The organism is Sphingobium sp. B11D3B (assembly GCF_025961735.1).
Classification (GTDB): Bacteria; Pseudomonadota; Alphaproteobacteria; order Sphingomonadales; family Sphingomonadaceae; genus Sphingobium.
This window is the reverse complement of the sequence record NZ_JAOQOF010000001.1, coordinates 1797956-1811269: the sequence shown is the minus strand read 5'-3', so window position 1 is coordinate 1811269 and position 13314 is coordinate 1797956. Positions and strand designations below refer to the sequence as shown.

The 13314-nt window shown below is 63.4% G+C and carries 19 protein-coding genes and 1 pseudogene; 13 read left to right on the top strand and 7 right to left on the bottom strand.

The window, feature by feature from the left end; genetic code table 11:
- Positions 1-164: 164 nt before the first annotated feature.
- Positions 165-446 (top strand): DUF427 domain-containing protein, encoded by a 282-nt coding sequence (locus M2333_RS08560; RefSeq protein ID WP_264611469.1) that lies wholly within the window; start codon positions 165-167, stop codon positions 444-446.
- 45 nt (positions 447-491) lie between these two features.
- Here M2333_RS08560 and M2333_RS08555 read toward each other — a convergent pair whose 3' ends face one another.
- From M2333_RS08555 to aroQ, 6 genes are all read right to left on the bottom strand, one after another.
- Positions 492-1142 carry a hypothetical protein gene (locus M2333_RS08555; RefSeq protein WP_264611468.1) on the bottom strand — a complete coding sequence of 217 codons (651 nt, stop codon included), beginning with the start codon at positions 1140-1142 and terminating at the stop codon, positions 492-494.
- A 207-nt stretch (positions 1143-1349) separates the two neighbouring features.
- A complete protein-coding gene (arsC, locus tag M2333_RS08550) occupies positions 1350-1688 on the bottom strand; it encodes an arsenate reductase (glutaredoxin) (protein WP_264611467.1) in 339 nt (112 codons plus the stop codon).
- Between the two features lie 28 nt (positions 1689-1716).
- Positions 1717-2247 (bottom strand): GNAT family N-acetyltransferase, encoded by a 531-nt coding sequence (locus M2333_RS08545; RefSeq protein ID WP_264611466.1) that lies wholly within the window; start codon positions 2245-2247, stop codon positions 1717-1719.
- The gene (gene accC, locus M2333_RS08540; RefSeq protein ID WP_181559119.1) at positions 2244-3596 is read right to left on the bottom strand and encodes an acetyl-CoA carboxylase biotin carboxylase subunit; all 1353 of its coding nucleotides are present in this window, start codon (positions 3594-3596) and stop codon (positions 2244-2246) included. Before accC ends, M2333_RS08545 begins: the two co-directional genes overlap by 4 nt.
- Before the next feature lie 13 nt (positions 3597-3609).
- Positions 3610-4098 carry an acetyl-CoA carboxylase biotin carboxyl carrier protein gene (accB, locus tag M2333_RS08535; RefSeq protein WP_264574769.1) on the bottom strand — a complete coding sequence of 163 codons (489 nt, stop codon included), beginning with the start codon at positions 4096-4098 and terminating at the stop codon, positions 3610-3612.
- Positions 4099-4196: 98 nt separating this feature from the next.
- Complete coding sequence (gene aroQ / locus M2333_RS08530; protein WP_264569796.1) at positions 4197-4640, bottom strand: type II 3-dehydroquinate dehydratase; 444 nt, start codon at positions 4638-4640, stop codon at positions 4197-4199.
- 91 nt (positions 4641-4731) lie between these two features.
- On the opposite strand from aroQ, the gene thiS reads away from it, so the two are divergent.
- From thiS to leuC, 7 genes and pseudogenes are all read left to right on the top strand, one after another.
- Positions 4732-4962 carry a sulfur carrier protein ThiS gene (gene thiS, locus M2333_RS08525; protein ID WP_413716486.1) on the top strand — a complete coding sequence of 77 codons (231 nt, stop codon included), beginning with the start codon at positions 4732-4734 and terminating at the stop codon, positions 4960-4962.
- Positions 4955-5344, top strand: a complete 390-nt coding sequence (locus tag M2333_RS08520) for a hypothetical protein (protein WP_264611465.1) — start codon at positions 4955-4957, stop codon at positions 5342-5344. The genes thiS and M2333_RS08520 overlap by 8 nt, the downstream gene beginning before the upstream one ends.
- A gap of 14 nt (positions 5345-5358) precedes the next feature.
- Positions 5359-6132, top strand: a pseudogene (locus tag M2333_RS08515) (bifunctional sulfur carrier protein/thiazole synthase protein); the annotation flags it as partial.
- A gap of 117 nt (positions 6133-6249) precedes the next feature.
- Positions 6250-6432 (top strand): CsbD family protein, encoded by a 183-nt coding sequence (locus tag M2333_RS08510; RefSeq protein ID WP_264576205.1) that lies wholly within the window; start codon positions 6250-6252, stop codon positions 6430-6432.
- 206 nt (positions 6433-6638) lie between these two features.
- Positions 6639-7346, top strand: a complete 708-nt coding sequence (locus M2333_RS08505) for a CoA transferase subunit A (RefSeq protein ID WP_264569800.1) — start codon at positions 6639-6641, stop codon at positions 7344-7346.
- Positions 7346-7981, top strand: coding sequence for a CoA transferase subunit B (locus tag M2333_RS08500; protein ID WP_264576204.1), 636 nt, complete (start codon positions 7346-7348; stop codon positions 7979-7981). Before M2333_RS08505 ends, M2333_RS08500 begins: the two co-directional genes overlap by 1 nt.
- Positions 7982-8247: 266 nt before the next feature.
- The gene (gene leuC, locus M2333_RS08495) at positions 8248-9690 is read left to right on the top strand and encodes a 3-isopropylmalate dehydratase large subunit (protein WP_264611464.1); all 1443 of its coding nucleotides are present in this window, start codon (positions 8248-8250) and stop codon (positions 9688-9690) included.
- Between the two features lie 172 nt (positions 9691-9862).
- Here the strand turns inward: leuC and M2333_RS08490 are convergent, their stop codons facing one another.
- The gene (locus M2333_RS08490; RefSeq protein WP_264611463.1) at positions 9863-10360 is read right to left on the bottom strand and encodes a GNAT family N-acetyltransferase; all 498 of its coding nucleotides are present in this window, start codon (positions 10358-10360) and stop codon (positions 9863-9865) included.
- Positions 10361-10477: 117 nt separating this feature from the next.
- Here M2333_RS08490 and leuD point away from each other — a divergent pair, with 117 nt between their 5' ends.
- From leuD to M2333_RS08465, 5 genes are all read left to right on the top strand, one after another.
- On the top strand, positions 10478-11071 hold the full coding sequence (leuD, locus tag M2333_RS08485; protein WP_264579379.1) for a 3-isopropylmalate dehydratase small subunit: 594 nt from the start codon (positions 10478-10480) through the stop codon (positions 11069-11071).
- 96 nt (positions 11072-11167) lie between these two features.
- Positions 11168-11494 (top strand): DUF1476 domain-containing protein, encoded by a 327-nt coding sequence (locus tag M2333_RS08480; protein WP_264611462.1) that lies wholly within the window; start codon positions 11168-11170, stop codon positions 11492-11494.
- 12 nt (positions 11495-11506) lie between these two features.
- Complete coding sequence (locus M2333_RS08475) at positions 11507-11740, top strand: BolA/IbaG family iron-sulfur metabolism protein (RefSeq protein WP_181559130.1); 234 nt, start codon at positions 11507-11509, stop codon at positions 11738-11740.
- 46 nt (positions 11741-11786) lie between these two features.
- Positions 11787-12116 (top strand): Grx4 family monothiol glutaredoxin, encoded by a 330-nt coding sequence (gene grxD, locus M2333_RS08470; RefSeq protein ID WP_264569806.1) that lies wholly within the window; start codon positions 11787-11789, stop codon positions 12114-12116.
- Positions 12117-12420: 304 nt separating this feature from the next.
- The gene (locus M2333_RS08465; RefSeq protein ID WP_413716485.1) at positions 12421-13305 is read left to right on the top strand and encodes an MBL fold metallo-hydrolase; all 885 of its coding nucleotides are present in this window, start codon (positions 12421-12423) and stop codon (positions 13303-13305) included.
- Positions 13306-13314 lie beyond the last annotated feature (9 nt).

The window sequence follows — 13314 nt, the reverse complement described above, 5'->3', positions numbered from 1 at the left end:
CCCGCCGTCACCCCGGACTTGATCCGGGGTCCAGTTTTCTCGTGACCGGCTGGTCAGAGCAAGGGCGCATAAAGCAGCGGGAGCCCGGATCAAGTCCGGGGTGACGTGCGTTGGGAGGACGGGGCGGGTCGCTTATCACCCGCCGGACTTTAAGGAGACACCGCATGGTCGAAGCCCGCTGGAACGGCGCCGTCATTGCCCGCAGCGACGACACGGTCGTCGTGGAAGGCAATCACTATTTCCCCGCCGATGCCGTCGATCCCGCCGTCCTCCGCCCGAGCGGCACCACGACAGTCTGCTCGTGGAAAGGCACGGCACATTATCATAGTCTGCATGTCGATGGCGCCGACAATCCGGATGCCGCCTGGTACTATCCCGATCCCAAGGCGGAGGCCGAAGCAATCCGCGACCGCATCGCCTTCTGGAAAGGCGTTGAGGTCGGCTGAGCACTTCCAGATTGCGCTGGATAGTGTGTCCTTTGAAAGACTGCCCTAATCCATCACTCTTGGGGTAATAACAATTTCGGCTTCAATCTCTTGCCTACCATTAACGCGCTCAAGATCCCTCCCCGGTTGGACATCAAATTCGATTCGGGCTTCAGTTAGCGCGTTCATGACGCTCACCTCTTTGAGGGTGGGGTTGTGGCAATCAAGACAACGCACACCCACTCCACTTGCCGGAGGATTGGCTAATCCCATGAAGCTCGGGTTCATGGTTTCCCATCCCGCATTTCGGAAAGCTGCAGTGAGTCCAGAATTAAAAGCTGGCGCGTCAGCGCACGCCATATCTGAACCGATACTTATCGTTCCAGTGGTGCCGCGCAGAGCTTGACGGATTCGTTCACGCTGTTCAGCAGAAACCCTCCTCGGCATCAGATGCTCTAGCTTGGCTTCCAAATTGTCGATCCGAGCTTTGGCTTCATCGGGAGACGCGCCAGCTAATTTTCGCTCGTAGTCGGCTAGGCGCGCGTTGGCCAATTCCAGATTGCTAGCTGCATTTTCAAGTCTTGTGGAATATTCTCGCCGCACGAACAGCCAAATAAGCCAGCCGACGAATAGAATTGCCGCAAAGAACGGGATTGGAACAGCGATCACCGTCGTGATCTGCTCCCATGCGGTCGTAGCGATACCCCCTGAGTCCATCTGTCGCTCCATATCAGCGGTGGCGAGTTCGCAAAAGATGCGACGTGGATTCGGAGCGAGGGGGGGGGGAGGCAATGCGCTCCGACGCTTTTGAGAAGCGGGGTGCTTAAACAGCTCCGCCTATCGCGAAGTAATGTCCGACTTCAGCAGCTCGAACTCGAAATCCCGAACGTCATCAGGCATCAGCAGAGCAAATAACGACCAGCCCTACAAAATCTCCCGCACCGCCTCCGGAGGACGGCCCAGCCGCACGCCTTTTTCGGTCGCCACCAGCGGGCGTTCGATCAGGATGGGGTCGGCAGCCATGGCGTCGAGGATGGCGGCGTCGTCGGCGTCCTTGAGCGCCTTGGCGCTGTCCTCGGCTTTGCGCAGGCCCTCGCGCGGGGTCAGGCCGGCGCGCTGGTAGAGGTCAGCGAGCGTGTCGCGGCTCGGCGGGGTCTTGAGATATTCGACGATCTCCACCTCGACGCCCGGCGTCTCCTGCAGGATCGCCAGTGCCTCGCGGGATTTCGAGCAGCGGGGGTTGTGGTAGATGGTTGCCTTCATCGCCTGATCCTTTTCGTTTGCCCGTCCGTCAGGCCGTCTGGTCGTCGCCGGGCAAGGCCCGCTGCATGTAAATGGTGTCCAGCCAGCGGCCGAACTTATAGCCGACCTTCTCCATGCGCCCTGCATGGCGAAAGCCCTGGCCGGCATGGAGCGCGACCGAGGCGTCCTCGCCGCCGGCAATCACGCCGAGCATCTGGGTAAAGCCCGCCGCGCCGGCTGCGGGGATCAGCGCCGCGAGCAGCACTCTGCCGATGCCTTGGCCGGTCTTCGCGGGATGGAGATAGACGCTGTCTTCGCAGGCATGAGCGTAGGCGGGGCGGTCGCGGAATTGCGCGGCATAGGCATAGCCGATCACCGCGCCGTCCTCATCTTCCGCGACAATGAAGGGCCAGCCCCGCTCAGCCAGATACGCGATCTTCTCGCGCCATTGCTCGGCCGTGGGCGCCTGCGTATCGAAGGTCGCTGTGCCATGCTGCACATGATGGGCGTAGATCGCCGTGATGGCCTCCGCATCCGCCGGGACGACCGGACGGATGCGCAGTAGCGGTTGCCCGCTCAATCGACCTTCTGCCGCTCCAGCCATTCTTCCAGCCACTTGATGCTGTAATCGCCATTCTGCACGTCCGGGTCGGCGATGAGCTTCTGGTGCAGGGGGATGGTGGTCTTCATGCCCTCGATGACATATTCCTCGAGCGCGCGCTTGAGGCGCATCAGGCAGCCCTCGCGGGTGCGACCATAGACGATCAGCTTGCCGATCATGCTGTCATAATAAGGCGGCACGCTATAGCCCTGATAGAGCGCGCTTTCGACGCGCACATGCATGCCGCCGGGGACGTGGAGCATCTGCACCTTGCCGGGGGAGGGCATGAACGTCACCGGGTCTTCCGCATTGATGCGGCACTCGATGGCGTGGCCATGGAATTCCAGCTCGTCCTGCGTCACCGAGAGCGGCTTGCCCTCGGCAATGCGGATCTGCTCGCGCACCAGATCGAAGCCGGTGATCATCTCCGTCACCGGATGCTCCACCTGAATGCGGGTGTTCATCTCGATGAAGTAGAACTCGCCATTCTCGTACAGGAACTCGATGGTCCCCGCGCCGCGATAGCCCATGTCGGCCATCGCCTTGGCCACGAGCGTGCCCATGCGGTTGCGCTCAGCCGATGAGATGACCGGGGAGGGCGCTTCCTCCAGCACCTTCTGGTGGCGGCGCTGCAGCGAGCAGTCGCGCTCGCCCAGATGGATGGCATTGCCCTTGCCGTCACCGAAAATCTGGAACTCGATATGGCGCGGATTGCCGAGATATTTTTCCATGTAGACGGTGTCGTCGCCGAACGCCGCCTTGGCCTCGCTCTTGGCCTGGGACATCAGGCTCTCGAACTCGTCTTCGGTGGGGACAACCTTCATGCCGCGCCCGCCGCCGCCGGAGGCCGCTTTCACGAGCACCGGATAGCCGATCTCTCTCGCGCGCTGCTTGGCGTCTGCAATGTCCTCGATCGCGCCGTCGGTGCCCGGCACAAGCGGCAGGCCGAGCGCGCCGGCGGTGCGCTTGGCTTCCACCTTGTCGCCCATCACGCGGATATGCTCGGGCTTGGGGCCGACGAAGATGATGTCATGCGCTTCCACGATTTCCGCGAAACGCTCATTTTCGGAGAGGAAGCCATAGCCCGGATGGATCGCGTCCGCGCCGGAGATTTCCGCGGCGGAAATGATCGCGGGAATGTTGAGATAGCTGTCCTTCGCAGCCGGCGGCCCGATGCAGATGGCTTCGTCCGCCAGGCGCACATGCATGGCGTCCGCGTCGGCGGTCGAATGCACGGCCACCGTCTTGATGCCCATCTCATGGCAGGCTCGGTGGATGCGCAGGGCGATCTCGCCGCGATTGGCGATCAGCAGCTTCTCGATGCTCATGGCTGGCGTGTCCTCACGCGACCACGATCAGCGGCTGGTCATATTCGACCGGCTGGCCGTTTTCGACCAGCACAGCCTGGACCGTGCCGGCAGAGGGCGCAGTGATCGGGTTCATGACCTTCATGGCCTCGACGATCAGCAGGGTCTGGCCCGCCTTCACCGCGTCACCGACCTTGACGAAGGCGGGGGCGTCCGGCTCAGGCGTCAGGTAGCAGGTGCCGACCATCGGCGATTTGATCGTGCCGGCGGCGGGACCGGCCGCGGGGGCCGGTGCAGCGCTTTCCACGGGCGCAGCAGCAGCCACCGGGGCTGCCGGTGCGGGCGCAGCGGCCATCGGCGCATAGGTCGCGCTCTGGGCGGCGGGGGTGCGGGCGACGCGGATCTTGCGGTCGCCGTCTTCCACCTCGATCTCGGTGAGGTTCGTCGCGTCCAGCATTTTCGCCAGTTCGCGCACCAGCTTAACGTCCACCTGCATCGAGCCTTCGTTGGTCTTGTCGGCCATTGGTCTTCCCTTTGAGAAAGCTTTATTCTGTTCTGGAGTGGGGCTGGGGCCTATTGCCCTTCGCCCGATAAGGCAACCGTTTGCACGCCCTGTCTGGTTCAATCCATCTCAAGCGCCGCTTCCAGCGCCAGCATATAGGAGAGCGCGCCGAAGCCCGCGATGGATCCGCGCGCGGCCATGCCGACATAGCTATGATGGCGGAAGCTCTCCCGCGCGGCGGGGTTGGAGAGGTGAACCTCGATCACCGGCACGGTGATGGATTTGATCGCATCGTGCAGCGCCACAGAGGTGTGCGTGAGGCCGCCGGCGTTCAGGATGACGGCCATTGCTGCTTCCGCATTGGCCTGATGCAGCCAATCGATCAGATGGCCCTCATGATTGGACTGGCGGAAATCCAGCTCCACGCTGGCGCGCCGGGCCTCGTCTTCCATGCGGTCGGCAATGTCGTCGAGCGTATCATAGCCATAGATTTCCGGCTCGCGTGTGCCGAGCAGGTTGAGATTGGGGCCATTGAGGACATAGATTTTTCGCGCGGCAGTCATGGGGCCATCCGGTCCTTGTTGGTTGCGAGCCTTGGGCTCCACCCTATATGGCGTGGCGAACGGCTCTCAAAGCGAAAGGTGAACACACGGCATGAGCGCGGACGGAACGATCGGCATCCGGGTCAATGGCGAGCATCGCCGCGTGCGTGCCGGGCACAGCATCGCGCATCTGGCCAATGAGCTGGGGCTGGCGCCCGAGAAGGTGGCCGTCGAGCGCAATCTGGAGGTCGTGCCCCGCGCACAGCTGGCCGATGTGATCGTCGAGGATGGCGATGAGCTGGAGATCGTGCATTTCGTCGGCGGTGGCGATGGGGATGATTAAGGCTTACAATTGCAATCTCTCCGGGCCACCCGTTGATCTGGGAGAGGTCGACAAGGCGGGCGCGCTTGCATTGATTGGAGAGCGCTGGCCATTTGCAGATGTGGTTTTCGAAGACGCCGAAGAGGCTGTCGCCAGAACGATGTTCGGTTTTTCGCGGAGTGATCAGGACTTCATTGAAATCAATCTGGCGAGTGTAAACCTAGTTACGGTGCGTCACGAAATGAGATCTGCCGGTGTGCTGAGTTGGTTGTTCGGACCTCGGCCCTATCTGGTGGAATTGAACGGACGTCTGGCGCTTGAGGCGCTTGTAACTGCTTATGCGACGAGCACAGAGCAATGCATGGAAATCATGCGATCTTATCCTAATAAGGCGACAAGATGACTAAAATGACCAACATCGCCGATGATAGCTGGAGCGTGGCCGGGCGCACCTTCCGCTCGCGGCTGATCGTCGGGACTGGCAAATATCGCGATTTCGCCGAGAACGCCGCTGCCGTCGAGGCATCGGGCGCGGAGATCGTCACCGTAGCGGTGCGGCGGGTGAATGTGTCCGACCCCAAGGCACCGATGCTGACCGACTTCATCGACCCCAAGAAGATCACCTATCTGCCGAACACCGCTGGCTGCTTTACCGCTGAAGACGCGATCCGCACGCTGCGACTGGCGCGCGAGGCGGGCGGCTGGGATCTGGTGAAGCTGGAAGTGCTGGGCGAAGCCCGCACGCTTTACCCGAACATGGTCGAGACCATCCGTGCGACGGAAATCCTCGCCAAGGAGGGCTTCAAGCCGATGGTCTACTGCACCGACGACCCAATCGCCGCGCAGCAGCTGGAGAGTGCGGGCGCGGTGGCGATCATGCCGCTCGGCGCGCCCATCGGCTCGGGCCTGGGCCTCCAGAACCGGGTGACCATCCGTCTGATCGTCGAAGGCACCAAGCTCCCGGTGCTGGTCGATGCCGGCGTCGGCACGGCCTCCGATGCAGCGGTGGCGATGGAACTGGGCTGCACCGGCGTACTGATGAACACCGCCATTGCAGAAGCCAAGAACCCGGTGCTGATGGCCGCTGCCATGAAAGCGTCGGTCGAAGCTGGACGCATGGCCTATCTCGCCGGGCGCATGGGGCGACGCATGTATGCCGACCCCTCAAGTCCGCTCGCTGGCTTGATCTGAGCCAGGCGCGGCCAACCGCTGGTCGTATTTGTCGGAACCAGCCGCCTCCCAACTCGTTTGATTTTCAGACGGTCGGATCGTCCGGCCGTAGCAGAATTCAGCGATTGGAGACCTATCATGGGTGAATTGATCGACAAGGCCAAGGGTGCCGTCAACGAAGCAGTCGGCAAGGCCAAGCAGGAGATCGGCAAGCAGCGCAACGATCCCGATCAGCAGGCGGAAGGTCTCGGCCAGGAGCTCAAGGGCAAGGGCCAAGGCCTCAAGGGCTCCGTGAAGGGAGCCCTCGGCGACCGGGTCTGACCCCAAGCCGTAACGCTCAAGCGTTTGATGAAAGGTCGTACTCGCAGAAGCGAGTGCGGCCTTCATTGTTTATGTCCGAGCAGGCAGCGATCACCCGGTATGGTTCGGTTTCCCTACCGCTTCATGCAATCCGGGCATTTGACCGTCCGGTCCCGCGCTCTTATGGGCGGATCAGCTTTCGCTCCATCCGTGCCAAGGAGACACGCGTGAAGAAACTCTATCCCGATGCTGCAGCCGCTCTCGATGGCCTGCTCCACGACGGAATGCTCATTTGCGCCGGCGGGTTCGGCCTGTGCGGTATTCCCGAGCGCCTGATCGACGCGATCCGCGATTCTGGCGTGAAGGATCTCACCTTCGCCTCCAACAACGCCGGCATCGACGGCGAAGGGCTGGGCAAGCTGCTGCGCACCCGCCAGGTGAAGAAGATGATTTCGTCCTATGTGGGCGAGAACAAGGAGTTCGAGCGGCAGTATCTGGCAGGCGAGTTGGAGGTGGAGTTTTGTCCGCAGGGCACGCTGGCCGAGCGCTGCCGGGCCGGCGGTGCGGGCATTCCGGGCTTCTACACCAAGACCGGTGTGGGCACGCAGGTTGCCGAGGGCAAGGAAACCAAGATTTTCGACGGGCAGGAATATGTGCTCGAGCGCGGCATCTATGCCGATCTGTGCATCATCAAGGGCTGGAAGGCCGATGAAGCGGGCAACCTGATTTTCCGCAAGACCGCGCGCAATTTCAACCAGCCGATGGCCACCGCCGGCAAGATCTGCGTCGCGGAAGTCGAGGAAGTGGTGCCCGTCGGCAGCCTCGATCCGGACAGCATCCATCTGCCCGGCATCTATGTGAAGCGCATGATCGTCGGTGCGCCCTATGACAAGAAGATCGAATTCCGCACTGTCCGCGAAAGGGAGGCCGCATAATGGGCTGGTCACGCGATGAAATGGCCGCGCGCGCCGCGAAGGAGCTTCAGGACGGCTTCTATGTGAATCTCGGCATCGGCATCCCGACCTTGGTCGCCAATCACATCCCGCCGGGCGTGGAAGTCACGCTGCAGAGCGAGAACGGCATGCTCGGCATCGGCCCGTTCCCTTATGATGACGAGGTCGATCCCGATCTCATCAATGCCGGCAAGCAGACGATCAGCGAACTGCCGAGCAGCGTCTATTTCTCCAGCGCCGACAGCTTCGCGATGATCCGCGGCGGGCACATCGATCTCACCGTGCTGGGTGCGATGGAAGTCTCCGAAAAGGGCGACATCGCCAACTGGATGATCCCCGGCAAGATGATCAAGGGCATGGGCGGCGCGATGGACCTCGTCGCCGGCGTCAAGAAGATCATCGTGGTGATGGAGCACACCGCCAAGGACGGCAGCCCCAAGTTCATCCCGGAATGCACCCTGCCGCTCACCGGCCGGGATGTGGTGGATATGATCGTCACCGATCTGTGCGTCTTCCAGCGCGTTTCGCACGATCAGCCCTTCCGCCTCGTGGAACTGGCGCCGGGTGTTACCGCCGAGGAAGTCGCGGCCAAGACGACGGCGCATTACGTCTCGTAGGGCGTCGGGTTAACGCGCGGTAGTTACCCCCTTCTCTTCTGAGGAGGGGCGGTTCCGAGCGCTCCGCTGCCCCGCCAACACTCCGCATCCCGGACTTGATCCGGGATGACGCTTCTTGTTCAGCGATCGCGCACCAGGCAGCGGAACCCCCGGATCAAGTCCGGGGCGACGAGAGGAGGAGCGCCGCGCGCGCCATTGAAACGGACTTCGAGCGCCCGATATAGGGGCTTCCCCCCCGACCGCGACAGATGTAGGGCAGCCCCATTATGACCCAGGCCCGCACCCTTTATGAGAAGATCTGGGACGCGCACGTCGTCGAGAAGCGCGACGATGGCACGTGCCTGATCTATATCGACCGCCACCTCGTCCATGAAGTGACCAGCCCGCAGGCGTTCGAGGGGCTCCGCCTTGCCGGGCGCAAGGTGCGCCGTCCCGACCTCACGCTGGCTGTGCCTGACCACAACGTGCCGACCACGGCGCGGGTGGATGCGCAGGGCAATCGCATCCCCATCGTCAACAAGGAGAGCGCGCAGCAGCTCGCCGCGCTGGAGCGCAACGCGCCCGAGTTCGGCATCCGCTATTTCGGCGCGACCGATATCAATCAGGGCATCGTCCACGTCGTCGGTCCCGAGCAGGGCTTCACCTTGCCCGGCATGACTCTGGTCTGCGGGGATAGCCATACGGCCGCGCACGGCGCGCTGGGCGCGCTGGCGTTCGGCATCGGCACCAGCGAGGTCGAGCATGTGCTCGCCACGCAGACGCTGCTGCTCAAGCCGAGCAAGACGCTCGCCATCGAGGTCGAGGGCGAGCTGGGCTATGGCGTCACCGCCAAGGACGTGATCCTCGCCGTCATCGGCCGCATCGGCACCGCCGGTGGGACCGGCCACGTCATGGAATTCCGCGGCTCGACTTTCCGCGCCATGAGCATCGAGAGCCGGCTGACCGTCGCCAACATGGCGATCGAGGGTGGCGCGCGCTCGGGACTCTTTGCGCCGGACGAGAAGACGTTCGAATACATCAAGGGCCGCCCGATGGCGCCGCAGGGTGCCGATTGGGAGCGCGCGGTCGCCTATTGGCGCACGCTCGTGACCGACGAAGGCGCCGTGTTCGACAAGCATGTGCGGCTGGAGGCGAGCGAGATCGCGCCGACCGTCACCTGGGGCACCAGCCCCGAGGACGTAGTGCCGATCACCGGCGTCGTGCCCGATCCGGAGAGCTTCGAGGACCCCTCCAAACGGGAAGCTGCGGCCAAGTCGCTCGCCTATATGGGCCTCACCGCCGGCCAGCGCATGGAAGACGTGCCGGTCGAGCATATCTTCATCGGCAGCTGCACCAACAGCCGCATCGAAGATCTGCGCGCGGCCGCGTCAGTGCTCAAGGGCCGCAAGGTTGCCGACGGCATCAAGCAGGCGCTGATCGTGCCCGGCTCCGGTCTGGTCAAGCATCAGGCCGAGGCCGAGGGGCTGGATCGCATTTTCATCGAGGCCGGGTTCGAGTGGCGCGAGCCGGGCTGCTCCATGTGTCTGGGCATGAACCCGGATCGCGTGCCGAGCGGAGAGCGTTGCGCCTCCACCAGCAATCGCAACTTCATGGGCCGGCAGGGGCCGGGTGCGCGCACCCATCTCGTCTCGCCGGTGATGGCCGCCGCTGCTGCGATCAGGGGTCGACTTGCGGACGTTCGCGAACTAATGGTGCCCGAGCAAGCGTAAGGGGACGCAATGAAAGTCATTTTCTGGATTTTGGTCGCCGGTGCTCTCGGCAGCGCCGCCATGGCCATGGGCCTCGGCCAGTCCGCCGCTGTGCCCGCAAAGGCGGAAAAGCCAGCCGCACGCTGAATGCGCGTGTGACGTTAGACGGGCGCGGACTTCTCAATCTGCGCTGTCAGGCCATCGAAACACGCAGCTTCATGCGGCGACAAGTCTCGTCATAACCGGCCGGATCGGGCGCTTCGACCACCTCGAAGCCTTGCGCGGCCCAAAAGCTGTCTGCGCCATTGACGGCCGTCAGCCAGATTTCACCAAGACCCTCGCGGCGCGCCTGTGCGACGATCAGCCCCAGCGCAGTGCGCCCGGCGCCACTGCCGCGCGCGTCGGGCAGTAGGGCAAGATCATGCAGATAATAGCTGCCGGGGTTCTCGGGAATGGCGCCCAATGGGGCATTGAAGGCGGGCACGCTGTCCGCTTCCCAAGGGTGGGCGACGAGATAGCCGAGCACGCGCCCGGCATCCTCGAAGAGGAAACAGCCCGCCGGATGCAGGCTTAGGCGCTCGGCGTAGATCGCTTCATCCTCTGTATAGCGACCATGGACCGCATCGGAGATCGCCTTGACCGTTCCCACGTCGCTAAAGCGCATCGGCCGCCATGTGCCGCTTGTTGCCATTGCATCATCTCCTCCGCACATCGCCGTCGGCCGCCTGCATATCGGGTCGGCATCTTGACGCAAGCGCGCACATCCGCCACTTGACCGGTCAAACAGCCCGTCATCAGCAGGACCAGCATGGAACCCGTCACCACCGTTGAAGGTCGCGCCTATCCCTTCGGCCTGAAGAATGTCGACACCGACATCATCATTCCGGCCGAATGGCTCAAGACCATCAGCCGCACGGGCTTGGGCAAGGGCGCGTTCGAGGCGCTGCGCAAGGAGCCGGGCAATGTGTTCGACGATCCGCGCTATGCCGGTGCGCCGATCATCGTGGCGGGCGACAATTTCGGCTGTGGGTCGAGCCGCGAACATGCCGCCTGGGCGCTGATCGACATGGGCGTGCGGGCCGTCATCGCGCCGAGCTTCTCCGATATTTTCTCCGGCAATGCCTTCAAGAACGGCATCCTGACCGTGGTGCTGCCGCAGGAAGCGGTCGACCGGTTGCTGGAGGTCGCCAAGACCGATCCGATCAGCATCGACCTTGAGAACCAGTCGGTGACGACGCCGTTTCAGGACCGCTTCACTTTCGAGATCGACCCGTTCCGCAAAAGCTGCCTGCTGGGCGGGCTCGACGAGATCGGCCTGACGATGGCGCAGGGCGATACCATCGGCGCGTTCGAGGCGCGCGATGCGCAGACGCGGCCTTGGCTGGTGCCGGCGGCCGCCTGAAATCGTTCGCTCGCCCCGGCCCGCGCGTTGCCATTGGGGCGGCTGCTTCTTAAGTAGAGTTTGTATCGCTTACCTCCAGATGAAGGTGCTTCTTTCATGAGTTCATTCGACGATCGCGAGAAGGCGTTCGAGACCAAGTTCGCCATGGATCAGGAACTCGCGTTCCGGGTTGCTGCCCGGCGCAACCGCCTGCTGGGCGAGTGGGCGGCCGGCCTGATGGGGCTGACCAAGGAAGAGACCGATGCCTATGCCAAGGCGGTCGTGCAGGCGGACTTCGAGGAAGCCGGCGATGAGGACGTGATCCGCAAGGTGATGGGCGATCTGGTATCAGCCGGTGTGGATATGGACGAGCAGCGCGTGCGCACGGCGCTGAGCGACAAGGCCGTCGAGGCGCGTCGCCAGTTCATGCAGGAAGAGAATTGAGGGGCTTTTGACATGCCCATGGCGGCTGGCGATATCGAGGCGATGATCCTCGCGGCTTTCCCGGATGCGACGGTGGAGATCACCGATCTGGCCGGCGATGGCGACCATTATGCGGCGCGGGTCACCTCCGAGAGCTTTCGGGGGATGAATCGCATTGCCCAGCAGCGTGCGGTCTATGCCGCGCTGGGCGGGCGCATGGGCGGAGAGCTTCACGCCTTGCAACTGACCACAGCCGTTCCCAACTGATAGCGCAGCGCCGGCATCGCGCCGCACTGCTGCCCGGAGACCAGACATGACCGACCCCGTCCACGCCCGCATCGCCGATATCGTCGGCAAGAACGATGTCGTGCTCTTCATGAAAGGCACGCCCTTGTTCCCGCAGTGCGGGTTCTCCAGCCGCGCCATTGCCATTCTGGAACGGCTCGGCGCGCCCTTCGAGAGCGTGGATGTGCTGCAGGATCAGGAGATCCGCCAGGGCATCAAAAGCTTTTCCGACTGGCCGACCATCCCCCAGCTTTACGTAAAGGGCGAGTTCCTTGGCGGGTCGGACATCATGATGGAAATGTACGAGGCGGGCGAGCTCAAGCAGCTTCTCACAGAGCAGGGCGTCATCGCCGCCTGATCGGATTCCATTTGGTTCTTCAAGCGGGCGCGGGGCAAAAAGCCCGGCGCCCGTTTTGCGTTCGGGCGCCGGAGTTCGGAGGGATTGGGAGACAAAAGGATTGGGGGACAGGCAAGAAGACCGGGTGCCCGTCCCCCAAAGCGGGTGTGTCGACAAGAAAAGCAAGCGCCGTGCCAGTTTCTCCGGGTGAGGGAAGCGGGCGGCGACGCTGGTTAAGGGCGGGGCAAGAGGTTGCGAACTGTAAAGCGCTCCGACAGTTTCGCTTGCGCCTTGCAATCGGCGGCGGCCGTGACACATGGAAGAGATGATGCCTGCTGCCCCCAGTCTCGCCGCCGACACCGGCCGGGTCATGCGCCTGTCGCCGCTGGTGCAGCGCGTGCTGGCACCCAATCCCTCGCCCTTCACTTTTGAGGGGACGCAGACCTATCTGGTGGGGGACAGTGATCTCGCCATAATCGATCCCGGCCCGGATGATCCGGCCCATCTCGATGCGCTGGAGGCGGCGATCGCTGGTCGCCCCGTCATTGCTATCGCCTGCACCCACACCCATCGCGATCACAGTCCGGCGGCGCGGCCGCTGGCACAGCGCAATGGCGCGCCGATCATCGGCTGCGCGCCGCTGACGCTGGAGGATGACGGGCCGCGCGCCGATGCGGCATTCGACCCCGATTACAGTCCCGATCGGGTGCTCGCGGAGGGCGAGCAAATCGTGGGCACGGGCTGGACTCTTACCGCGCTGGCGACGCCCGGCCACACCTCCAATCATCTGTGCTACGCGCTCAAGGAAGAAGCAGCGCTGTTCACCGGCGACCATGTGATGAGCTGGTCCACCAGCGTCGTCTCGCCGCCCGATGGCGACATGAGCGATTATCTCGCCTCGCTGGAGCGCCTCGTCGCCCGCTCGGACAGCATCTATTATCCCGCCCATGGCGAACCGGTGACGCAGCCCCAGCGTTTCGCGCGCGGCATGCTGGGGCATCGGCGGATGCGGGAAGGGCAGATCCTGCGCATTCTGGAGCGGCAGGGCGCTGTCACCATCCCGGATTTCGTCGCGAGCATGTATGTGGGCCTCAATCCACGCCTGCATGGCGCCGCCGGGCGATCTGTGCTGGCCCATCTCATCGATCTGCAACGGCGGGGGCTGGTAGAGGATAGAGCGGACGGGGTCTGGGCGAGGGTACTGATTTAGGCGCTTGAC

Coding starts and splice junctions, on each gene's coding strand:
- M2333_RS08560 (WP_264611469.1), top strand. CDS start 165: ATGGTCGAAGCCCGCTGGAACGGCGCCGTCATTGCCCGCAGCGACGAC.
- M2333_RS08555 (WP_264611468.1), bottom strand. CDS start 1,142: ATGGACTCAGGGGGTATCGCTACGACCGCATGGGAGCAGATCACGACG.
- arsC (WP_264611467.1), bottom strand. CDS start 1,688: ATGAAGGCAACCATCTACCACAACCCCCGCTGCTCGAAATCCCGCGAG.
- accC (WP_181559119.1), bottom strand. CDS start 3,596: ATGAGCATCGAGAAGCTGCTGATCGCCAATCGCGGCGAGATCGCCCTG.
- accB (WP_264574769.1), bottom strand. CDS start 4,098: ATGGCCGACAAGACCAACGAAGGCTCGATGCAGGTGGACGTTAAGCTG.
- aroQ (WP_264569796.1), bottom strand. CDS start 4,640: ATGACTGCCGCGCGAAAAATCTATGTCCTCAATGGCCCCAATCTCAAC.
- thiS (WP_413716486.1), top strand. CDS start 4,732: ATGAGCGCGGACGGAACGATCGGCATCCGGGTCAATGGCGAGCATCGC.
- M2333_RS08520 (WP_264611465.1), top strand. CDS start 4,955: ATGATTAAGGCTTACAATTGCAATCTCTCCGGGCCACCCGTTGATCTG.
- M2333_RS08510 (WP_264576205.1), top strand. CDS start 6,250: ATGGGTGAATTGATCGACAAGGCCAAGGGTGCCGTCAACGAAGCAGTC.
- M2333_RS08500 (WP_264576204.1), top strand. CDS start 7,346: ATGGGCTGGTCACGCGATGAAATGGCCGCGCGCGCCGCGAAGGAGCTT.
- leuC (WP_264611464.1), top strand. CDS start 8,248: ATGACCCAGGCCCGCACCCTTTATGAGAAGATCTGGGACGCGCACGTC.
- M2333_RS08490 (WP_264611463.1), bottom strand. CDS start 10,360: ATGGCAACAAGCGGCACATGGCGGCCGATGCGCTTTAGCGACGTGGGA.
- leuD (WP_264579379.1), top strand. CDS start 10,478: ATGGAACCCGTCACCACCGTTGAAGGTCGCGCCTATCCCTTCGGCCTG.
- M2333_RS08480 (WP_264611462.1), top strand. CDS start 11,168: ATGAGTTCATTCGACGATCGCGAGAAGGCGTTCGAGACCAAGTTCGCC.
- M2333_RS08475 (WP_181559130.1), top strand. CDS start 11,507: ATGCCCATGGCGGCTGGCGATATCGAGGCGATGATCCTCGCGGCTTTC.
- grxD (WP_264569806.1), top strand. CDS start 11,787: ATGACCGACCCCGTCCACGCCCGCATCGCCGATATCGTCGGCAAGAAC.
- M2333_RS08465 (WP_413716485.1), top strand. CDS start 12,421: ATGATGCCTGCTGCCCCCAGTCTCGCCGCCGACACCGGCCGGGTCATG.